Origin of the sequence: Streptomyces panacea, from assembly GCF_040560175.1 — a bacterium.
Taxonomy (GTDB): Bacteria; Actinomycetota; Actinomycetes; order Streptomycetales; family Streptomycetaceae; genus Streptomyces; species Streptomyces panacea.
In genome coordinates, this window is the sequence record NZ_JARJHW010000018.1 from 1 (window position 1) to 20,666 (window position 20,666).

16 protein-coding genes and 1 pseudogene are annotated in these 20,666 nt (G+C 70.3%); 6 read left to right on the forward strand and 11 right to left on the reverse strand.

Going from position 1 to position 20,666, the window contains the following annotated elements:
• Positions 1-94 precede the first annotated feature (94 nt).
• Together P3L51_RS06975 and P3L51_RS06980 are read right to left on the reverse strand one after the other, a co-directional pair.
• Positions 95-430 carry an ATP-binding protein gene (locus P3L51_RS06975; protein WP_354604188.1) on the reverse strand — a complete coding sequence of 112 codons (336 nt, stop codon included), beginning with the start codon at positions 428-430 and terminating at the stop codon, positions 95-97.
• Between the two features lie 138 nt (positions 431-568).
• Positions 569-1,714: an adenosine deaminase gene (locus tag P3L51_RS06980; RefSeq protein ID WP_354604189.1), complete on the reverse strand. Its 1,146-nt coding sequence runs from the start codon at positions 1,712-1,714 to the stop codon at positions 569-571.
• Positions 1,715-1,955: 241 nt separating this feature from the next.
• Between P3L51_RS06980 and P3L51_RS06985 the strand changes: the two genes are divergently transcribed.
• On the forward strand, positions 1,956-2,636 hold the full coding sequence (locus tag P3L51_RS06985; protein ID WP_354604190.1) for an alpha/beta hydrolase: 681 nt from the start codon (positions 1,956-1,958) through the stop codon (positions 2,634-2,636).
• Between the two features lie 29 nt (positions 2,637-2,665).
• Here the strand turns inward: P3L51_RS06985 and P3L51_RS06990 are convergent, their stop codons facing one another.
• The gene (locus tag P3L51_RS06990) at positions 2,666-3,691 is read right to left on the reverse strand and encodes a LysR family transcriptional regulator (protein ID WP_354604191.1); all 1,026 of its coding nucleotides are present in this window, start codon (positions 3,689-3,691) and stop codon (positions 2,666-2,668) included.
• Between the two features lie 62 nt (positions 3,692-3,753).
• Between P3L51_RS06990 and P3L51_RS06995 the strand changes: the two genes are divergently transcribed.
• The 3 genes from P3L51_RS06995 to P3L51_RS07005 all read left to right on the forward strand — a co-directional run bounded on the left by P3L51_RS06995 (position 3,754) and on the right by P3L51_RS07005 (position 8,440).
• Positions 3,754-5,043 (forward strand): MFS transporter, encoded by a 1,290-nt coding sequence (locus P3L51_RS06995; protein ID WP_354604192.1) that lies wholly within the window; start codon positions 3,754-3,756, stop codon positions 5,041-5,043.
• A 121-nt stretch (positions 5,044-5,164) separates the two neighbouring features.
• Positions 5,165-6,163 carry a sigma-70 family RNA polymerase sigma factor gene (locus P3L51_RS07000; protein ID WP_354604193.1) on the forward strand — a complete coding sequence of 333 codons (999 nt, stop codon included), beginning with the start codon at positions 5,165-5,167 and terminating at the stop codon, positions 6,161-6,163.
• Between the two features lie 243 nt (positions 6,164-6,406).
• Positions 6,407-8,440 carry a SpoIIE family protein phosphatase gene (locus P3L51_RS07005; protein ID WP_354604194.1) on the forward strand — a complete coding sequence of 678 codons (2,034 nt, stop codon included), beginning with the start codon at positions 6,407-6,409 and terminating at the stop codon, positions 8,438-8,440.
• Positions 8,441-8,670: 230 nt separating this feature from the next.
• Here P3L51_RS07005 and P3L51_RS07010 read toward each other — a convergent pair.
• From P3L51_RS07010 to P3L51_RS07045, 8 genes and pseudogenes are all read right to left on the reverse strand, one after another.
• Positions 8,671-8,892, reverse strand: a pseudogene (locus P3L51_RS07010) (STAS domain-containing protein); the annotation flags it as partial.
• A gap of 136 nt (positions 8,893-9,028) precedes the next feature.
• On the reverse strand, positions 9,029-10,306 hold the full coding sequence (locus P3L51_RS07015) for a thymidine phosphorylase (RefSeq protein ID WP_354604195.1): 1,278 nt from the start codon (positions 10,304-10,306) through the stop codon (positions 9,029-9,031).
• A 65-nt stretch (positions 10,307-10,371) separates the two neighbouring features.
• Positions 10,372-10,779, reverse strand: coding sequence for a cytidine deaminase (locus tag P3L51_RS07020; RefSeq protein ID WP_354604196.1), 408 nt, complete (start codon positions 10,777-10,779; stop codon positions 10,372-10,374).
• Entirely contained in the window at positions 10,776-12,065 is a 1,290-nt protein-coding gene (locus P3L51_RS07025) for an ABC transporter permease (protein ID WP_354604197.1), read from the reverse strand. Before P3L51_RS07025 ends, P3L51_RS07020 begins: the two co-directional genes overlap by 4 nt.
• Positions 12,062-13,174, reverse strand: a complete 1,113-nt coding sequence (locus P3L51_RS07030) for an ABC transporter permease (RefSeq protein ID WP_354604198.1) — start codon at positions 13,172-13,174, stop codon at positions 12,062-12,064. Before P3L51_RS07030 ends, P3L51_RS07025 begins: the two co-directional genes overlap by 4 nt.
• On the reverse strand, positions 13,171-14,688 hold the full coding sequence (locus P3L51_RS07035) for an ABC transporter ATP-binding protein (protein WP_354604199.1): 1,518 nt from the start codon (positions 14,686-14,688) through the stop codon (positions 13,171-13,173). The genes P3L51_RS07030 and P3L51_RS07035 overlap by 4 nt, the downstream gene beginning before the upstream one ends.
• Positions 14,689-14,927: 239 nt before the next feature.
• The gene (locus tag P3L51_RS07040) at positions 14,928-15,968 is read right to left on the reverse strand and encodes a BMP family lipoprotein (RefSeq protein ID WP_354604200.1); all 1,041 of its coding nucleotides are present in this window, start codon (positions 15,966-15,968) and stop codon (positions 14,928-14,930) included.
• Between the two features lie 160 nt (positions 15,969-16,128).
• The gene (locus P3L51_RS07045; protein WP_354604238.1) at positions 16,129-17,370 is read right to left on the reverse strand and encodes an amidohydrolase; all 1,242 of its coding nucleotides are present in this window, start codon (positions 17,368-17,370) and stop codon (positions 16,129-16,131) included.
• A gap of 455 nt (positions 17,371-17,825) precedes the next feature.
• On the opposite strand from P3L51_RS07045, the gene P3L51_RS07050 reads away from it, so the two are divergent.
• Together P3L51_RS07050 and P3L51_RS07055 are read left to right on the forward strand one after the other, a co-directional pair.
• Positions 17,826-18,242, forward strand: a complete 417-nt coding sequence (locus P3L51_RS07050) for a hypothetical protein (RefSeq protein WP_354604201.1) — start codon at positions 17,826-17,828, stop codon at positions 18,240-18,242.
• Between the two features lie 36 nt (positions 18,243-18,278).
• On the forward strand, positions 18,279-20,636 hold the full coding sequence (locus tag P3L51_RS07055) for a hypothetical protein (RefSeq protein WP_354604202.1): 2,358 nt from the start codon (positions 18,279-18,281) through the stop codon (positions 20,634-20,636).
• Positions 20,637-20,666 lie beyond the last annotated feature (30 nt).

The window sequence follows — 20,666 nt, forward strand, 5'->3', positions numbered from 1 at the left end:
GTCGGGGCGAGGCGGCCAGCTCCTCCAGCGTCATCGGCCGGGGCCCCCCCCCGGCGGCCGGGGGTGGGCCCCCGCCGTGATCGTGTGCGGACGTCTACTTGCCGAGGGGCAGCGTGCCGACCGGGAGGCCGCCCAGCAGGCCCGTGAGGGGGTTGGCGGCCGTGAGGGCGGAGAGGGCCGTGGGGGCGGTCTGCCGGACCGTACCGACGCCGCTGCCGACCGCGGCGCGGGCCTGCGTCAGGCCCTCGGAGGTCCCCTCGGGAAGGTTCTTGGTCAGGGACTCGGTCGGCAGGTTCTTGGTGACGCTGTCCAGAGCGCCGCCGGCGTCCGGAAGGGCGGGCGCGGCGGCGGATGCGCTGCCGGCGGCGGTGGCGGCGAAGGCGGCACCGAGGGCGGCGACGCCGAGAGTCTTGGCAGCGGACTGCTTCATGAGGAGTTACGTCCCTTGGGGAATGGGGAATACGAGCGGCCCTGCAAGTTAGCCACCGCCGCGCACCACCCGCAAACACCCGGAAGCGGGCCGGACGGCGTGTCCCGGCCCGCTTCCGTGGAGCGGTGATCTCTCCGCTCAGCCCAGAGACTCGCTGGTCGTGGCGGTTTGCGTGAACAGCCATTCGGATTTCAATTCGGCGTATCCGGGCTTGATCACGTCGTTGATCATGGCCAGTCGTTCATCGAAAGGAATGAATGCTGATTTCATCGCATTGACCGAGAACCACTGCATGTCGTCGAGCGTGTAGTCGAACGCCTCGGTCAGCAGCTCGAATTCACGGCTCATGCTCGTGCCGCTCATGAGCCGGTTGTCCGTGTTCACGGTCGCCCGGAAGTGCAGTTTGCGGAGCAGACCGATGGGGTGTTCGGCGATCGACGCGGCGGCGCCCGTCTGGAGGTTGGAGCTGGGGCAGAGCTCCAGCGGGATGCGCTTGTCGCGTACGTAGGAGGCGAGCCGGCCCAGGGTGACCGAGCCGTCGCCGGCGACCTCGATGTCGTCGATGATGCGCACGCCGTGGCCGAGCCGGTCGGCGCCGCACCACTGGAGGGCCTGCCAGATCGACGGGAGGCCGAAGGCCTCGCCCGCGTGGATGGTGAAGTGGTTGTTCTCGCGCTTCAGGAACTCGAACGCGTCGAGGTGGCGGGTGGGCGGGAAGCCCGCCTCCGCGCCGGCGATGTCGAAGCCGACGACGCCCGAGTCCCGGTAGCGGTTGGCCAGTTCGGCGATCTCCAGGGCGCGGGCCGCGTGCCGCATCGCGGTCAGCAGGGCGCCGACGCGGATCCGGCGGCCGGCTTGGCGGGCGCGGCGCTCGCCCTCCTTGAAGCCCTCGTTGACGGCCTCCACGACCTCTTCGAGGCTGAGGCCGCCCTCCAGGTGCTGCTCGGGGGCGTATCGCACCTCCGCGTAGACGACACCGTCCCCCGCCAGGTCCTCGGCGCACTCGGCGGCGACGCGGAAGAGGGCGTCGCGGGTCTGCATGACGGCGCAGGTGTGCGCGAAGGTCTCCAGATACCGCTCCAGCGAACCCGAGTCGGCCGCTTCGCGGAACCAGAGGCCGAGCTTGTCGGGCTCGGTCTCGGGAAGGCCCTCGTAGCCCGTCTCGCGGGCGAGTTCCACGATCGTGCCGGGGCGCAGGCCGCCGTCGAGATGGTCGTGGAGGAGCACCTTGGGGGCGCGGCGGATCTGGTCGGCCGTAGGCGGTCGGTAGGTCTGGCTCGTCATCTCCGCACCCTACTGCCTACGCGCGTAGAGCACCCCTCGCCGATACGTAACAGTGACCGTGCGTACGGGTGGCGTACACCTCACCTTCTGAGACTGTTCTGCTATGGGACAGCGGGCAGTTCCCGGCCCCGGCGGGCGCACGCCGGGGCGTGGCGCGGGGGTGCGTGGGCGTCGTACGGAGTCACAGGCACGGCTGGGGCGGGCGGTCTCCGCGCCCGCCTCCCCATCGGGGGTGAGCGGGGTGGTTCTCGTACTGCCGCCCGGCGAGCCCGTATCCGCACGTGGGCCCTCGACCGTCGCCTACGCGTCGATGCTGCCGCTGGCACGGACGCTGGCCCGCGCGGGCGCGGGCGAGGGGCTGCTGGTGCACATGGTGCGCTACCGCTCGCGCGGCTGGAACGGCGCCGACGCGCAGCTCTCGGCGGACGCCGGGTGGGCGGTGGAGGAGGTCGTACGGCGCTACGGCGACGTGCCGGTCTGTCTGGCCGGGCACGGCATGGGCGGACGCGCCGCGCTGCGTGCCGCCGGGCATCCGGCCGTCAACTCGGTGCTGGCGATGGCGCCCTGGCTCCCCGACGGGTCGGCGGGCGGCGAGCCGGAGCCGGTGACCCAGCTGGCGGGCCGGCAGGTGCTGATCGTGCACGGCACCAACGACGAGCGCAGCGACCCCCGGCTGTCCCTCCGGCTGGCGGAGCGCGCCAGGAAGGCCAACCGGCACACCTGCCGCTTCGAGGTCCACTCCGACGGGCACGCGCTTCGCCAGCATCACAGTGAAGTCCTGGCGCTGGCGGCGGACTTCGTCCTGGGCGCGCTGCTCTCCCGTACGTACTCACGGCCCGTCGCCGACGCGCTGGCCGCGCCGCCGCCGCTGGGGCTGCGGATGCCGCTCGCGGCGGGCTTCGGGCGGTCCCTGCGGCCGTAGGAGCCGCCCGTTTCCGGCGGCGACCGGCCTCAGTCGGGCAGCAGATGGCCCCGGCGGGAGAGCAGGAAGCGTTTGAAGGCCGCCACCGGCGGGGTGTCGGGGTGGCCGTCGAGCCAGGCGACGCCGACCTCGCGTACGGCGCGGGGCGCGGTGACCGTCAGCTCCACGACGCCGGGGCGGGCCACCGCCGGGGGCGGCAGCAGCGCGACGCCGAGGCCCGCCGCGACCAGTCCGCGCAGGGTCTCGGCCTCCTCGCCCTCGAAGGCGACGCGGGGCCGGAACCCGGCGGCCTCGCAGAGGGCGTCGGTGATCCGGCGGAGCCCGTAACCCGGTTCGAGGGTCACGAACGTCTCGTCGGCCGCCTCGGCGAGGCGGATCCGCCGGCGGCCGGCGAGGCGGTGGTCGTCGGGGACGACGAGACGCAGCCGCTGTTCGTCCAGGCGGCGGGCCACCAGGTCGGGGGCCTCGGGGATCGGGGAGGTGAGGCAGAGGTCCAGCTCGCCCGCGCGCAGGCCTTCCAGCATCGCCTCGCCGTAGTTCTGGACGAGTTGGAAGCGGACGCGGGGATGGTCGGCGCGGAAGGCGCGGATCAGTTCGGGGACGGTCTCGGAGCCCATCGTGTGCAGAAAGCCGAAGGCGACCTTGCCGGACGCGGGGTCGGCGTCGGCCCGCACGGATTCGGCCGCCCTCTCCACCTCGGCGAGCGCGCCTTCCACGGAGGTGAGGAAGGCACGGCCGGCGGGGGTGAGCGAGACGGTACGGCCCTTGCGGGCGAACAGGGCGACGCCCAGGTCCTGTTCGAGCCGGACCATCGCGCGCGAGAGCGTGGACTGCGGGACGTTCATGTCCTGCGCGGCGCGGGTGACGTGCTCGTGGCGGGCGACGCCGGCGAACTGGGCGAGGCGGGGGGCCAGCAGCGCGGACCAGGAATCGGGGTCGAGATCGGCGGTGGGCGGTGTGCCCGGCGGGCCGGCCGCTGCCGCGTTCGACGGTGCGATGTCCTGCGCGTAACTACTTGATGACAGCCGGGGCCTGGGCCTGCGTTGATGCGCCATGGGAACGATTATGACGATTCCATGCATTGGACGCATGAGATCGGCGTCCGTACGTTCGTCGTATGCCCCACGTCAGTACAGAGGCGCCCGTCGTGACGGGCGCCCTCGCCTCCGCGCCCGTAGAACCTCCGACCGTCGAATCCCTGGCACCCGGCCGCCCCGGCTACCGCCGTATGAGCTTCGCTCTCTTCGCCGCCGGGGTCGCGGCCTTCGCGCTGCTGTACTCCACCCAGGCGCTGCTGCCCGCCATCACCGCCGATCTCGGTGTGACGGCGGGACAGGCCAGTTGGACGGTGTCGGCGGCGACGGGCGCGCTGGCGCTGTTCGTCCTGCCGCTCAGCGCGCTGTCCGAGCGCTTCGGGCGGCGCACGCTGATGACCGTCTCGCTGACGGTCGCGGTGCTCGTCGGACTGCTCGTACCGTTCGCGCCGAACCTGGAGTGGCTGATCGCGCTGCGCGCGGTCCAGGGCGCGGCGCTGGCCGGGCTGCCCGCCTCCGCGATGGCGTATCTCGCGGAGGAGGTACGGCCCAAGGCGCTGGTCGGCGCGATCGGGCTGTTCGTCGCGGGCAACAGCATCGGCGGCATGAGCGGGCGCGTCGTGGCCGGCTGGATCAGCCAGCTGTGGGGATGGCGGGCCGCGCTCGCGGCGGTCGGGCTGATCGCCCTGGTGTGCGCGGTGGTCTTCCGCGTACTGCTCCCCAAGGCCCGCCACTTCCACCCGGGGACGCTGAATCCCCGCGCGCTGGCGAAGACGGTCGGCGGTCATCTGGCCGATCCGCTGCTGCGCAGGCTGTACGCGATCGGCGCGCTGTTCATGACCGTGTTCGGCGCGGTCTACACCGCGATCGGATTCCGGCTCGTGGAGGCGCCGTTCAACCTCCCGCAGGGCGTCATCGGTTCGATCTTCCTGGTCTATCTCGTCGGTACGGTCTCCTCGGCGGCGGCCGGGCAGCTGGTGGCCCGGCTCGGACGGCGCGGCGCGCTGTATCTGGCGGTCGGGACGACGGCGGCGGGTCTGCTGCTGTCGCTGGCGGATTCGCTCGGCGCCGTGCTGCTCGGTCTGGTCCTGATCACGGCGGGCTTCTTCGCCGGTCACGCGGTCGCCTCGTCGGCGGTGAGCCGGACGGCGAAGACGGGCCGCGCGCAGGCGTCGGCGCTCTACCAGAGCGCGTACTACCTGGGCAGCAGCGCGGGCGGCACGCTGGGCGCGGTGGCGTTCCACACGGGCGGCTGGGGCGCGACGGTGACGCTCGGACTGCTCGCGGTGCTCGGTGTGGTCTCGGTGACGCTGTACGGGACGCACGCGGCCCGCGTGGAGCGCCGGACCCTCGCGGCGGCGGCGGGGCGGTAGAGCCCGGCCGGTCGCACACCGTGGGCGGGACCAGGCAGTTTTCCCCGGAGCGCTTCGATTGTCAGTGGGCTGCGGTAGCTTCCGGTGGACTGGTTCCATAGGGGGCGACTGGGGTGACCCGATGAGTGATCTGGCGACAACACAGGATCTTGATTCCCGGCTGGAGAAGCACCGGACGGAGCTGACCGGCTACTGCTACCGGATGCTGGGCTCCGCCTTCGAGGCCGAGGACGCCGTGCAGGACACGATGGTGCGTGCCTGGCGGAGTTTCGAGAAGTTCGAGGGCCGGTCCTCGCTGCGCTCGTGGCTCTACCGCATCGCGACGAACGTGTGCCTCGACATGCTGAACGCGGGCAATCGACGGGCCAGGCCGATGGATCTCACGGAGGCGACCCCGGTGTCGCAGGCGAAGCTGAACGCACGTCCGGAGGTCACCTGGCTGGAGCCGGTCCCCGACGGCCGCGTGCTGCCTTCGGTGGTCGACCCGGCGGAGACGGCGGTCGAGCGGGAGACGATCCGGCTCGCCTTCGTCGCCGCGCTCCAGCATCTGCCACCGAAGCAGCGCGCCGTGCTGATCCTGCGCGAGGTGCTGGCGTGGAAGGCGAGCGAGGTCGCCGAGCTGCTGGAGACGACGGTCGCGTCGGTCAACAGCGCGCTCCAGCGGGCCCGCGCGACGATCGCGGAGTCGGAACCGGCTTCGACCGACGCGTCGAACGCGCTCGACGAGGAGCAGAAAGCCCTCCTGGAGCGGTATGTGGCCGCGTTCGAGGGCTATGACATGAAGGCGCTGACCGCTCTCCTCCATGAGGACGCGACGCTCTCCATGCCCCCGTACGACCTGTGGCTGCGCGGGCACGACGACATCGTGGGCTGGATGCTCGGTGTCGGCGAGGTCTGCCGCGGTTCCCGGCTGGTGCCGACGGTCGCCAACGGCACGCCCGCGTTCGCGCACTACCACCCGAGCCCCGACGGCGACGGGTACGTGCCGTGGGCGCTCATGGTCATCGAGATCGAGAAGGGCAAGGTCACGGGCATCACCTCGTTCCTGGACACCGAGCGGTGGTTCCCGCTGTTCGATCTCCCCGCCCGTCTGGGGAAGGACGGGAAGGACGGGAGCTGAGGCCCCGGCCGGAAGGGAGCCGGTCTCTCCGGCGGGCTCGGCGCCGCTTGCTCCTCGCCTCACCTCGGCCCATGGTGGAAGAATTGGGGGAAGGGACGGAAGGGGACGACGACGCGACCTGAACCCGTCGAAGACGACGAGCGGACGCCGAGGCCGGAGGATCCCGCCGCGGGCTCCCGGACGGACACGGCCCCGGGCGGCGCCCCGGCACACCCGTCGGCGCCTTCCGAGGACGACGAGCTGGTGCAGTGGGCGTTCGCCCAGTCCCCGGCCACGGCCGCGCTCTACGACACCCGGCTGCGGCTGCGGCTGGCGACCACACGCATGGAACAGGTCATCGGCCGGTCCGAGAAGGCGATGCGGGGGCTGCGGGTCTCGGAGATCCTGATCGACCCGCAGAGCGAGCGGACGGAAGAGGGCATGCGCCGGGTGCTGGCGACCGGTGAGGACGAGCAGTTGCAGGTGACCCTGCGGCTGCCGGGCCACGATCGCGAGAGCGTCTGGACGATCTCCCTCGTCCCCGTACGGGACAGCGTGGGGACGATACGGGGAGTGCTCCTCTCCGCGCAGGACGTGACCACCGAGCACCTGGCCCGGGAGCGGCTGGCCCTGCTCAACGAGGCCAGCCTCCGCATCGGCAGCACCCTGGACGTGGTCCGCTCCGCGCAGGAGCTGGCCGACGTGGCGGTCCCGCAGCTCGCCGATTTCATCACCGTCGACCTGCTCCCCTCCATCGAAAGCGGCGAAGACCCCCGCGCCGGACCGCCGAGCAGGCCCATCACGCTGCGCCGGGTCGCGTCCCGGTCCGTTCTGGAAGGCAGTCCCGAGGCCGTGGTCGCGCACGGCTCGCTGGCCACCTACCCGGACGCCTCCCCCGCGGCCGAGTGCCTGGCCACGGGCCGGCCGCTGATCCGGAAGGTGACCCCCGCCTCGATGGTCGCCTGGGAGCGGGACGCCCCGGACCGGGCCGCGCGGGTGCGGAAGTTCGGCTTCCACTCGGTGCTCGCGGTTCCGATGCGGGCCCGCGGCATCACCCTCGGCGTGGTCACCTGCTCCCGCCACCAGCGCCCCGAGCAGTTCGTACAGGACGATCTGCTCCTCGCCGAGGAGATCACCGCCAGGGCCGCGGTGTGCATCGACAACGCCCGCCGCTACAGCCGCGAGCGCCGCGTCTCCCTGGCCCTCCAGAGCAGTCTCCTGCCGGGCCGGCCGCCCCGGCAGGCAGCCGTCGAGATCGCCTCCCGCTATCTGCCCGCGAGCGCGCGGGCCGGCGTCGGCGGTGACTGGTTCGACGTGATCCCGCTCTCCGGCGCCCGCGTCGCCCTGGTCGTGGGCGACGTGGTCGGCCACGGCATCCAGGCGTCGGCCGCCATGGGACGGCTGCGTACCGCCGTCCGCACCCTGGCCGACGTCGACCTGCGGCCCGACGAACTGCTGACCCATCTGGACGATCTCGTCATCCATCTGTCCGCCGAGGCCGACAGCACGCAGGCCCCGTCCGGCGACATCGGCGCCACCTGCCTGTACGCGGTGTACGACCCGGTCTCCCGGCGCTGCACCCTGGCGCGTGCCGGGCATCCGGTACCCGCCCTGGCGACTCCCGACGGCGCCGTGGAGTTCCTCGACGTCCCGGCGGGCCCGCCGCTGGGGCTCGGCGGGCTGCCCTTCGAGTCCACCGAGCTGGAGCTGCCCGAGGGAAGCGTCCTCACGCTCTACACGGACGGTCTGGTCGGCTCCCGCGAGCAGGGCATCGACGAAGGTCTCCAGACGCTGCGCGAGGTGCTGGCCCGGCCCGCCGCGTCCCTGGAGGCCGACTGCGACGCCGTGCTGGGGGCGCTGCTCCCGAACCGCCAGGCCGACGACGTGGCGTTGCTGATGGCTCGTACCCGTGTGCTGGACACGGCCCATGTCGCCACCTGGGACGTACCGCTCGAAGCCAGCGCCGTCGCCAGGACCCGCAAGGAGGCGTGTGAGCAGCTGGACGTCTGGGGCCTGGACGAGGCGGCGTTCGTCACCGAACTGGTGGTCAGCGAACTGATCACCAATGCGATCCGATACGGCGACGCCCCCATCCGCCTGCGGCTGATCCGCGACAAGAAGCTCATCATCGAGGTCTCCGACGCCAGCAGCACCGCCCCGCATCTGCGCCGGGCCCGCAGCTCCGACGAAGGCGGCCGGGGGCTGCTCCTGGTCGCCCAGCTCACGCAGGGGTGGGGGACCCGCCAGACGTACACCGGCAAGACGATCTGGGCCGAGCAGAGCCTGGTCCCCGGCTGACGCGCGTACCGCTCACCGCGCGTGCGCCCGAAGCCCGAAGCCCGAAGCCTGAAGCCCGGCGACACAGCCCGGAGACACAGCCCGGAGTCACCGGCGGTACGGGGAGCGGGACCGGGAGGGTCGGGGCCCGTTTCGACGGGGCCGCCGCGGGACTCGTCGTGCCGGAAGATGTCCGTCAGGCCGAGGAGGTCCAGCAGCAGGAGCAGCTCGGGCCCCGCGCCCCGCAGCCGGATCCGGCACCCGCGCCCGCGGGCGACGAGTTGCAGCCTGGCCAGGGCGTTGACGGTGGCCGCGGTCGGCCGGCCGAGCGCGCCGACGTCGCAGATCGCGTCGGTGGCGTCGGTGGCGTCGCTGCCCGCCAGCCGTGCGGCCAACTGGTCGCAGAGCTGGGGGACATCGGCCGCGGTGATCGGTCCGCGCAGGGCGAGGAGGATCGTCTTGGTGGCTTCCACATCCGATGAGACCGGCGCGAGGTCCGGAACTCATCGGGGCCCCCGAACGCGGTGCGTCCGGTGGCCGGTCCGTCCTCGATCGCCGGGCGGGCTCGGTTGAGCCCGCCCGGCGATCGACGGCACGGCACGCGGTCCGTCAGGCGATACGGTCCAGCACGATCGGGGGCGCCGTGAACGCCGTTCCCGCCGGGGCGATGTCGTACGCCGCCGTCAGCGATTCCAGCGCGTAGTCGAACTTCGCGGGGGTGTCGGTGTGCAGCGTGAGCAGCGGCTGCCCCGCCGTCACGGTGTCCCCCGGCTTGGCGTGCAGCTCGACGCCGGCGCCCGCCTGCACCACGTCCTCCTTGCGGGCACGGCCCGCGCCCAGGCGCCAGGCGGCGACGCCGATGTCGTACGCGTCGAGCCGGGTCAGCACTCCGGAGGACGGCGCGGTGATCACCTGGCGCTCGCGCGCCACCGGGAGCGCCGCGTCAGGGTCGCCGCCCTGGGCCGCGATCATCCGGCGCCAGACGTCCATGGCCGAGCCGTCGGCCAGGGCCTTGGCCGGGTCGGCGTCCGGCAGACCCGCGGCGTCGAGCATCTCGCGCGCCAGGGCCAGCGTCAGCTCGACCACGTCGGCCGGGCCGCCGCCCGCGAGAACCTCGACGGACTCGCGTACCTCCAGGGCGTTGCCCGCGGTGAGACCGAGCGGGGTGGCCATGTCGGTGAGCAGCGCCACGGTGCGCACACCGTGGTCGGTGCCGAGCCCGACCATCGTCGAGGCCAGTTCGCGCGCGTCCTCGACGGTCTTCATGAAGGCGCCGGAGCCGACCTTGACGTCCAGGACCAGTGAGCCGGTGCCCTCGGCGATCTTCTTGGACATGATCGAGGAGGCGATGAGCGGGATCGCCTCGACGGTGCCGGTGACGTCGCGGAGCGCGTACAGCTTCTTGTCGGCCGGAGCGAGTCCGTCGCCGGCGGCGCAGATCACGGCGCCGACGGACTCCAGCACGTTCAGCATCTCCGCGTTGGAGATCCGGGCGCGCCAGCCGGGGATGGACTCCAGCTTGTCGAGGGTGCCGCCGGTGTGGCCGAGGCCGCGCCCGCTGAGCTGCGGAACGGCCGCGCCGCACGCGGCGACCAGCGGTGCGAGCGGCAGCGTGATCTTGTCGCCGACGCCGCCCGTGGAGTGCTTGTCGGCGGTGGGGCGGGAGAGCGACGAGAAGTCCATGCGCTCGCCGGAGGCGATCATGGCGGCGGTCCAGCGGGCGATCTCCGTGCGGTTCATGCCGTTCAGCAGGATCGCCATGGCGAGGGCCGACATCTGCTCGTCGGCGACGTCACCGCGGGTGTAGGCGTCGATGACCCAGTCGATCTGCTCGGGGCTCAGCTCACCGCGGTCCCGCTTGGTGCGGATGACGGAGATGACGTCCATGGGTTTCCTCACAGCAGGTGCGAATAGGTGGTGCGAGTGCGTGGTGTGCGTGGTGTGCGTGGGCGTTACGAGAGGTGCTGCGGGCCGAAGGCCTGGGGCAGCATCTCGGAGAGCGGGAGGACCCCCGCCGGGGTGTCGAGAAGGAGCCCGGGGCCGCCGAATTCGTACAGCAGCTGGCGGCACCGGCCGCACGGCACCAGGAGCGCGCCCGCGCCGTCCACGCAGGTGAAGTGCGTGAGCCTGCCGCCGCCCGTCGCGTGCAGCTCGGAGACGAGCCCGCACTCGGCGCACAGGCCGAGGCCGTACGAGGCGTTCTCGACGTTGCAGCCGGTGACGGTGCGGCCGTCGTCCGCCAGGGCGGCGGCGCCGACCGGGTAGCCCGAATACGGCGCGTAGGCACGGGACATGGCGTCCCGGGCCGCCGTACGCAGGGTCTCCCAGTCGACGCCGCCGCCACCGGCCGACGGCGTCACTTGCCTTGGCCCTTCCGGTAGCGCATGCCGTCCGCCTTGGGCATGCGCAGCCGCTGGGCGGACAGCGAGAGCACGAGAAGCGTGACCACGTACGGGGTGGCGCTCACGAACTCGGTGGGCACGGTGTCCGTGGCGAGGTACCAGACCAGTACGCCGACGGCGATGACCGCGCTGACGACCGCCGGGACATAGCTCTTGCGGTAGAACTTCCACAGCGCCAGACCTGCCAGCAGGACCACGAGAAGCAGCAGCAGCGCGTGCACCGACTGTCCGCCGTTGCGCAGTTGGAGCGCGTCGGCGAAGCCGAAGAGCCCCGCGCCCATGGCGAGTCCGCCGGGCCGCCAGTTACCGAAGATCATCGCGGCGAGACCGATGTAGCCCCGGCCGCCGGTCTGTCCCTCGTTGTAGATGTGCGAGGTGACCAGGGAGAGGAAGGCTCCGCCGAGGCCCGCCATACCGCCGGAGATGATGACGGCCACGTACTTGTAGCGGTAGACGTTCACACCCAGCGATTCGGCGGCGATCGGGTTCTCGCCGCAGGAGCGCAGTCGCAGTCCGAAAGACGTCTTCCAGAGGATCCAGAACGTCAGGACGAACAGCGCCACGGCCACGACGGTCAGCAGCGAGACGTTGGAGACGAGTCCGCCGAGGACCCCGGCCAGGTCCGAGAGGAAGAACCAGTGGTGTTTCTCGATCGATTGCAGCCAGTCGGACAGCCCCGGCACGGAGAACGACCCGATGTCCTCGGCCGGTGGTGACTGTTTGGGGCTGCCGCCGCGCTGGGCGGCCTCGCCCGTGTTGAACCACAGCTTGGCGAAGTAGGTGGTGAAACCGAGCGCCAGGATGTTGATCGCGATACCGGAGATGATGTGGTCGACACCGAAGGTGACCGTGGCGACCGCGTGCAGCAGGCCACCGAGCATGCCGCCCAGCACTCCGGCGAGGACGCCGAGCCAGGGATTGGTCTGCCAGCCGGCCCAGGCACCGAAGAACGTGCCCAGGATCATCATGCCTTCGAGGCCGATGTTGACCACGCCGGCCCGCTCGGCCCAGAGGCCGCCGAGTCCGGCCAGGCCGATCGGGACGGCCATGGACAGTGCGGCACTGATCTGTCCGGCCGCGGTGATGTCCTGCGCGCCGGTGATGATCCGCACCGCCGACAGGGCCACCAGCGCGCCCGCGATGATCAGCAGAACGACGGGGAACGAGAGGCGGATGCGCCCGCCCTTGCCACCGCTCACCCTGGGGGCGGCGGGCGGCGGAGTGGAAGTCGCCGTGGCGCTCACGCCGACACCTCCTGCTGGTCGGAGTGACGGGCTTGGGCGGCGAGTTTCTCGCCGACCTGTCGCTGCTGGCGCTTGAGGCCGTAGCGGCGGACCACTTCGTAGGCGATGACGACGCACAGGACGATCACGCCTTGGATCACGCCGACGATCTCCTTGTCGTAGCCCTCGAATTCGAGCTGGCCTCCGCCGCGTTCCAGGAAGGCCCAGAGGATGGCGCCGAGGGCGATCCCGATGGGGTGGTTGCGGCCGAGCAGTGCGATGGCGATACCCGTGAAGCCGATGCCGACGGGGAAGTCACCGCTGTACTCGAAGCTGTCGTTGAGCAGGGTAGGCATGCCGATGAGGCCGGCCATGCCGCCGGAGACGAGCATCGAGGTGACGACCATGCGCCGGACGTTGACGCCGCCGGCCTCGGCCGCCGAGCCGGACTGTCCGACGGTACGCAGGTCGAAGCCGAACCGGGTGCGGGCGAGTACGAACCAGTACCCCACGCCCGCGATGACGGCGATGACGATGAAGCCCCAGACCGGAGTGGGCTGGGTGGGGAACTCGAAGAAGCGTGAGGACTCGGGGAGCGGCTTGGTCGAGATCTTCGTACCGGCGGAGTCGAGGTGACCGAGGCGGCCCTCCTGGAGGAGGTAGCCGATGATCGCGGTCGCGATCGAGTTCAGCATGATCGTCGAGACGACCTCGCTGACGCCGCGGGTCACCTTGAGCACACCGGCGATCCCGGCCCACATCGCGCCGACCAGCATCGCCGCGATCATGATGAGCGGGATCTGGAGGAAGCCGGGCAGGGTCAGGGCGCCGCCGAGCGCCGCGGCGAAGAAGGCCGCGAGGCGGTACTGGCCGTCGACCCCGATGTTGAACAGGTTCATCCGGAAGCCGACAGCGACGGCGAGACCGGCGAGGTAGTACGTGGTGCCCTTGTTGAGGATGTAGACCTGGCTGTCGGACTTCAGCCCGTAGTCGAACATGATGCTGAAGGCGTCGAACGGCTGCTTCCCGGTGGCGGCCAGCACCAGCGCGGTGACCAGGAAGGCGGCCACGATGGCGAGCAGCGGGGCCGCGAGCCCGAGGAGTACCCGCTCCTTGTCGAACTTCTTCATCGGTCCTCTCCCTGGCCGGTCCCGGCGCCTGTCATGGCCGTGCCCAGCTCCTCCGGGGTGATCGTGCCAGGGTCGGCCTCGGCGACCAGACGGCCGCGGTACATGACGCGCAGCGTGTCGGAGAGGCCGATCAGCTCGTCCAGGTCGGCGGAGATCAGCAGTACGGCGAGCCCTTCACGGCGCGCCTCGTGGATCTGGTCCCAGATCTGCGCCTGCGCGCCGACATCCACGCCTCGCGTGGGGTGCGCGGCGATCAGCAGCCGCGGCAGGTGGCTCATCTCCCGGCCGACGATCAGCTTCTGCTGGTTGCCGCCGGACAGGGACGCCGCGGTCACCTCGATGCCCGGTGTACGGACGTCGTACTCGCGCACGATCCGCTCGGTGTCGGCACGAGCGGCTTTCAGGGTGAGGAACGTGCCGTTGCTGTTGGGCTTCTCGGTGACGTGGCCGAGCATGCGGTTCTCCCACAGCGGCGCTTCCAGCAGCAGGCCGTGGCGGTGGCGGTCCTCGGGGATGACGCCCATGCCGCCCTCGCGCCGTTTGCGCGTCGACTCGTGGGTGATGTCGACCGTGTCCAGGGTGAGCGTGCCGGTGTCGAGGTCGCGCATGCCCATGATCGCCTCGACCAGTTCCGACTGGCCGTTGCCCTCCACGCCCGCGATGCCCAGCACCTCACCCTTGTGGATGGTGAAGTTGATGCCGTCCAGTACGGCGCGCACGACGCCGTCGGGGTCGGTCGCGGTCAGCCGCAGGTCCGCCACCGTGAGCATGGGCGTGTCCGTGACGGTCGACTCGCGCGTCTCGGGGGACGGCAGTTCGCTGCCCACCATGAGTTCGGCGAGCTGCTTCGGCGAGGTGGCGGACGGCAGGACCGTACCCACGGTCGTGCCCCGGCGGATCACCGTGATCTCGTCGGCGACCGACAGCACCTCGCCCAGCTTGTGGGAGATGAAGATGACCGTCAGGCCCTCGGCCTTCAGCTCGCGCAGGTTGTCGAAGAGCGCGTCGACCTCCTGCGGTACGAGGACGGCGGTGGGCTCGTCGAGGATCAGGATCCGGGCGCCGCGGTAGAGGACCTTGAGGATCTCCACGCGCTGGCGGTCGGCGACACCGAGGTCCTCGACGTGGGCGTCGGGACGGACGCCGAGTCCGTAGGCGTCGGAGATCTCCTGGATCCTGGTGCGCGCCCGGTCGCCGATGCCGTGCAGCTTCTCGGAGCCGAGGACGACGTTCTCAAGGACGGTCAGGTAGTCGGCGAGCATGAAGTGCTGGTGCACCATGCCGATTCCCCGTGCGATGGCGTCGCCGGGGTTGTTGAACGAGACCTGTTCGCCGTTCACCGCGATGGTGCCCTCGTCGGGCTTCTGCATCCCGTAAAGGATCTTCATCAGGGTGGACTTGCCGGCGCCGTTCTCACCCACGAGCGCGTGGACGGTGCCCGAGCGTACGGAGACGTCGATGTCGTGGTTGGCGACCACGCCGGGAAATCGTTTGGTGATGCCGTGAAGCTCCACGGCATGGGGGCTGCTGGACGCTTTGATGACGCACTCTCCAGGACAGGAGCGGAAGAGCAGGGGCAGTGATGGCCATCGAAACTACAGTGCGTCGCTGAACGCTACGCGCGTAGTGTCGACTTGAGATCGGACTGCCCCGAGGCTGATGCGGGCCGGGGCCCGGTGAGCGGCCGAAGCCGCTCACCGGGCCCGCGGGGATCGAGGAACCAGGGCACGATCCAAACGAGGACCTTTCGGTCCTACAGGGTGGACTTCACCTTGATCGAGCCGTCCACGATCTTCTTCTTCGCCTCGTCGATCTTCGCCTGCACGTCCGTGAGGTGGTCGCCCGTGGTGGTCAGGCTGACACCGTCCTCGGCGAGCGAGTAGGCGTGGGTGCCGGTCAGCGGCTTGCCGTCGGCGACGGACTTGGCCAGGTCGTAGACACCGGTGTCGACGTTCTTCACGACGGAGGTGAGGATCGACGCCTTGTACTTCGCGAGAGCCGGGTCGAGCGCCTGGTCGGAGTCGACGCCGATGGCCCACGCGCCCGTCTGGGCGGACACGGCCTCGATCGCGCCGGCGCCGGAACCGCCGGCCGCCGCGAAGATGACGTCGATGCCCTTGTCGAGCATGCCCTTGGCCGCCGCCTTGCCCTTGTCCGGGCTGCCGAAGCCGGAGAGGTCGGAACCGGAGGAGAGGTACTGGATCTGCACGGAGGCGCTCGGCTCGGTGTCCTTGACACCCTGCTGGAAGCCGGCCGCGAACTTCTTGATCAGCGGAAGGTCCACACCGCCGATGAAGCCGATCTTGCCGTCCTTCGACTTCAACGCGGCGGCCACACCGGCGAGATAGGAGCCCTGCTCCTCGGTGAAGATGATGCTGTCGACGTTCTTCGCCTCCGAGACGGAGTCGATGAGGCCGAAGGTGGTCTCCGGGAACTTGGCCGCGACCTTGTCGATCGCGTCCTTGTAGGCGAAGCCCACGCCGATGACCGGGTTGAAGCCGCCCTCGGCGAGCGAGGCGAGACGGGTCTCGCGGTCCGCGGGGGTCTCGCCGTTCTTGGCCGTGAGTTCCTTCGTCGTGGCCTTCAGGTCGGCCTTGGCCTTGTCGAGTCCGCGGGCGGCGGAGTCGTTGAAGGAGTTGTCACCCCGGCCACCGACGTCGTATGCCATACCGATCTTGAGCTCGTCCTTGTCGGAGCCGGAACTCTCGGTGGACGACTCGCCACACGCGGTGGCGGTGAGCGCGAGTGCCACGGTGGCGGCGCTCACGGCGGCGAATTTCTGTACGCGGCGCAAGGGAGGCTCCTTCAAAAGCGACCTAGGGCGCCTCTTCCGGCGCTGGTTTCGCCGCGATCGTAACGCGCGTAGATGTCAGTTAAAGCCCTGTACGGAAGCCGTTATCGGATCGTCGCGAACAGGAGCTGCGACGTCCGATTACGAGAAGGGGCACGGCCGGTTACGAACGGTCGCCGTCGATCAGCGCAGCGGCGGTGAAAAGCTCTACACCGACCTGAATCGCCCGTTCGTCCGCGTCGAAATCCCCCCGGTGCAGATCGCGCCGGGAGGTGTCGCCCGGAGTCCGTACGCCGAGTCGCGCCATCGCGCCGGGGACCTGCTCCAGATACCAGGAGAAGTCCTCGCCGCCGAGGCTCTGCTCGGTGTCCTCGATCGACTGGGCGCCCCGGCGCGCGGTCTGCGCGTCGCGCAGCAGCTCGGCCATCACCAGGTCGTTGACGACCGGCGGCACCCCGCGCACGTAGTTGATCTGCGACTTGGCGTGGTAGAGCGCGGAGATCTCGTCGATCGCTGCGTGCACCAGGTCCGGTGCCTCGCGCCAGGCCTTCAGGTCCAGGCAGCGGACGGTGCCGGACAGTTCGGCGTGCTGCGGGATGACGTTGCAGGCGTGGCCGGCGGCGATACGGCCCCAGGTGAGCGCGAGCCCGGACCGGGCGTCGACGCGGCGGGCCAGCAGCGCGGGCACCTCGGTGGCGACCTTCGCGGCGGCGGTGACCAGGTCGGTGGTCAGGTGCGGGCGGGCGGTGTGGCCGCCGGGGCCGTCGAGGGAGACTTCCAGCCGGTCGCAGGCGGAGGTGATCGGGCCGGTGCGCAGGCCGATGGTGCCGACGTCCACGCGCGGGTCGCAGTGCACCGCGATGATCCTGCCGACGCCCTCCAGGACACCGGACTCGATCGCGTCGAGCGCGCCGCCGGGCAGCACCTCCTCGGCGGGCTGGAAGATCAGCCGCACCGGCTGGGGCAGCAGGCCCTGGCGGTCGAGTTCGGCCAGGACCAGGCCGGCGCCGAGGACGGCGGTGGTGTGGACGTCGTGGCCGCAGGCGTGCGCGCGGTCGGGCACGGTCGAGCGGTAGGCCACACCGGCCTTGGTGTCCGGGATGGGGAGGGCGTCGATGTCCGCGCGGAGGGCGAGCATGGGCCTGGCGGGCGCGACGCCCTCACGTACGCCGATGTCACAGAAGAGTCCGGTGCCGGTGTTGAGTACCTGCGGCGCGAGGCCGGCCGCCTCCAGGCGGTGCTTGAGCGCCGCGGTGGTACGGAACTCCTGGTTGCCGAGCTCCGGGTGCATGTGCATGTCTCTGCGGAAGGCGATCAGCTCGGTACGCAGCGTTTCGGGCAGCGTGCCGGGCAGCGCGGAGGCGCTGGGCTCACCGGAGAGGTCGGCTTCGGACTCGCGGGACATCAACTGGTTCACCTGTTGAAGGGTAGGCCCCCGGAGGGGGCAACTGCCCGACGATCAACAAAACCTAGGCCCGAAAGGCGTAAGAAAGTGGGCCGGGAGGCGAGTGACGTATCGCCGTGGCGGGTAAACTCGCCGATCCGTCGCGCTGAGGTGACGGAGAGTGTCGAATCCGTCCAGAATCCGGACGCCCTTCGCTCAGGGGTGCACGCCCTCGGAGCGGGCTCCCCCACTCCGGTGAACCACCGCATCGCGTCCTGCGGCTTCGGCGACGCCCTGCCCGCGCACGGACCGCGTCCCGGCCCCCCACGCACACGGAGCACCGCGCACCCGCCGACCGGCGCCGATGCCAACTGCCGCCCAGGCGCAGGCACTTGTCTGCGACGGGGTCGATACACTGTGTGAGCGCGTGGCCGGTCCAGTTCGGAGGGTCGGCCGAGACAGGTACGGGGGATTTCATGTCGTTCGACGAGGAATGGGCCCAGCTCCGTGACGCGGCGGCCCAGCGTCACTCGATGCGGCTCAACAGCCTTCCGGCCGAGGGCGGCGGCGGGAATCTTGTCGTCAACCGGGACGACCTCGGCCGTATCGGGAACGACGCGTACGACCTGCGGGACCGGCTCTCAAAGGACGGCGACCACGCGCGTCCCGCCACCCACGACGCGGCGATCGCGCTGACCAACGGGCAGTTCACCAGCGGTTCCGCGCTGCTCAAGGTGAACGACCGGTGGCAGACCCATCTCAAGACGCTGCTGGACTCCTGCGCGCGGATCTCGAACCATCTGGACTTCACCAAGGCGCAGCATGCCAAGGACGACGTGAAGATCGAGGGTGACATCGCCCCGATCTCGGCACTGACGGATTACATGAAGTAGCGCACCACACGCGGGGAACGACGGGGGAGGTTCGGCATGCTGACGTACGAGGACATCATCAACGCCCCGGTGGCGAAGCTGAGGGCCGCCGCCGACCGCTGGTCGGAGATGACGCGCAGCGCAAAGACGCCGGGCAGTCTGTTCCAACTGGCGCAGGACGCCCAGGACATGAAGACCGCGGCGGACAAGGCCGCGTGGCAGGGCGTCAACGCGGGCGTCACGAAAGAGTTCATCGCCAAGACGGCCAGGGAGTTCACGGACGCCGCCGCCGAGGCCAAGGGCGTGATGCAGATCCTTGAGGACGGCTACGCCGCCATCAAGAAGGCCAGGGACGACCTGCTGAACATCCGCGATCACGAAGGGCCGGCGGCCGGCATCCACGTGGACGCCAAGGGCAAGGTCACCGCCCGGAACTCGATCCAGGAGCTCACGCCGTACCAGCGCGCCCATGAACCGGACTACGCCGCCATTCTCCAACAGGAGAACAAGAACGTGGCCGCCTGGCAGGCGAAGATCGACCGCATCGTCGACAACTGCGACGACACCGACGTGGCGTTCAAGAACGCCCTTGAGGCCAACGTCACCGACCGCAAGGACTTCAGCGGGCCGACGTACACCACGCTGGACCAGGAGGAGGCCGCACGGGCCGCGGCCCTGGCCGGCAAGGGCCGTGACCTCACCCACACCGAACTCCAGGCTCTCAACGCACTGCTGAAGGACAACAGCAAGTCCGTCGAGTTCTCCAAGAACTTCTACGAGAAGCTCGGCCCGGAGAAGTCCCTCGCATTCTTCGGCCAGCTCTCCACCGACACGTCCAACTTCGGCGGCGAGGTCGACAAGCAACGGCTCAAGGACGTACAGGAACTCCAGCGAAACCTGGGGCTCAACCTGGCCAACGCCTCCCACGACTCGAAGTTCACCGCCGAGTGGGGCCCGGAGCTCCGCAAGGCGGGCACGGAACGCATCCCGTTGTACAAGGGCGACTACAACGGGGCCTTCGGGTACCAACTCCTCGGCGGCATCATGCGGAGCGGGAACTACGACCCGAAGTTCCTCAACCCGATGGCCGAACACGTGGCACAGCTCCACCAGAAGGACCCGACCCTGTTCAGTTCCAGGGGAGCGGGCACGTTCACGAACCCGTTCAACCCCTCCGGCGTCAACGGCGCGGGCTACGACCCGATGACCGCCATGCTGGAGGCCCTCGGCAACAGCCCGGACGCGGCGAAGCAGTTCTTCACCGACCCGCCGACCGCGTACAACGAGGACGGCACGGTCAAGGGCGGCGCGACGGCCGACCTCGGGAAGACCGATGGCACCGCGATCGGCAACTACCTCGACTTCTTCGGCAACGAGAAGTGGGAAGGCTTCCCCGACACCAACGAGCACAACGCGGGTGACGACTCCAAGGCGCGCAATCACATGCCCGACGCCCTGGGCAGGGCACTGGAGGCCGCGACCCTCGGCTACCCGGCGGGACATCCGGACGGCGATGTCGTCCGGGACGCGGACAACGCGGCGATCATGCGGCAGGTCATGGAGAAGTACGGCTCTGACCCGGAACTGCTCAAGGAGCAGGAGGCGCTGGCGGACAGCCTCGGCACCATGGGCGCGGGGTACATCAACGACATCAACTGGGCCCTGGCCGGCACCGGCCCGGGCAGTGTCTTCAGCGGGGGGCCGACGGAAGGCCGCATCGACTTCGACAATGCCCCCGGCGGCGACGGCGAGAGCACCGTCCGCGATTTCCTCAGCGCCGTGGGTCAGCACCCCGACGCTTATGCCACGCTCTCCACCGCCGAGCAGGTCTACACCCGCAGCGTGCTGGAGGCTCAGGTCGGACAGGACGGCACGGTCGATGAAGGAGGTGCCAGGACCGCCATCCGTGTCGGCTCCGAGGTACAGGGCATGCTCGACCAGACACGCGCCGACCAGGTGATAGCCGACAACCTCGACAGCCATGAGGAATTCGAGAAAGCGGTTGCCAAACGCGCTGGTTCGATCGAATTCGCGACGGCTGTCGGGGCGGGCGCTGCTGTCGCCTTCCTGCCCGCCGCTCCAGCGGTGGGCGCGGCTGCGGTCCTCATCCCGCTCGCGTCGGACGTCGGCCCACCCCTGGTCGAAGGGACCGTCAGCCAGATCGTCGGTGCGATCTCCGAGAAATCGGTGGACGAGAACGAGGACAAGGTCAAGGAATTGAACGAAGACGAAAGGCGCACGATCTATGCCTCCGGTGAAGGTCGGGCCATGGCGCCGATGGACGAATTCTTGGCACGGAATGAAATAAACCCCGAGGGCAAGTTCGGCGCTGATCTCATTGAATCCCAACTGGCCGGCTACCAAAAGGGCAACAGTCGCGCCAAACAGCAGGGCCACGACCCGGATACCGGCTGAAGGCACCCGTCCACCGTCCCCACTACGTCC

What these genes read in the sequence shown, in the direction of transcription:
- P3L51_RS06980 (WP_354604189.1), bottom strand. Translation starts at nt 1,714, where the DNA reads ATGACGAGCCAGACCTACCGACCGCCTACGGCCGACCAGATCCGCCGC.
- P3L51_RS07015 (WP_354604195.1), bottom strand. Translation starts at nt 10,306, where the DNA reads ATGGACGTCATCTCCGTCATCCGCACCAAGCGGGACCGCGGTGAGCTG.
- P3L51_RS07055 (WP_354604202.1), top strand. Translation starts at nt 18,279, where the DNA reads ATGCTGACGTACGAGGACATCATCAACGCCCCGGTGGCGAAGCTGAGG.
- P3L51_RS07050 (WP_354604201.1), top strand. Translation starts at nt 17,826, where the DNA reads ATGTCGTTCGACGAGGAATGGGCCCAGCTCCGTGACGCGGCGGCCCAG.
- P3L51_RS06975 (WP_354604188.1), bottom strand. Translation starts at nt 430, where the DNA reads ATGAAGCAGTCCGCTGCCAAGACTCTCGGCGTCGCCGCCCTCGGTGCC.
- P3L51_RS06990 (WP_354604191.1), bottom strand. Translation starts at nt 3,691, where the DNA reads ATGGCGCATCAACGCAGGCCCAGGCCCCGGCTGTCATCAAGTAGTTAC.
- P3L51_RS07045 (WP_354604238.1), bottom strand. Translation starts at nt 17,370, where the DNA reads ATGTCCCGCGAGTCCGAAGCCGACCTCTCCGGTGAGCCCAGCGCCTCC.
- P3L51_RS07000 (WP_354604193.1), top strand. Translation starts at nt 5,165, where the DNA reads ATGAGTGATCTGGCGACAACACAGGATCTTGATTCCCGGCTGGAGAAG.
- P3L51_RS06995 (WP_354604192.1), top strand. Translation starts at nt 3,754, where the DNA reads ATGCCCCACGTCAGTACAGAGGCGCCCGTCGTGACGGGCGCCCTCGCC.
- P3L51_RS07030 (WP_354604198.1), bottom strand. Translation starts at nt 13,174, where the DNA reads ATGAAGAAGTTCGACAAGGAGCGGGTACTCCTCGGGCTCGCGGCCCCG.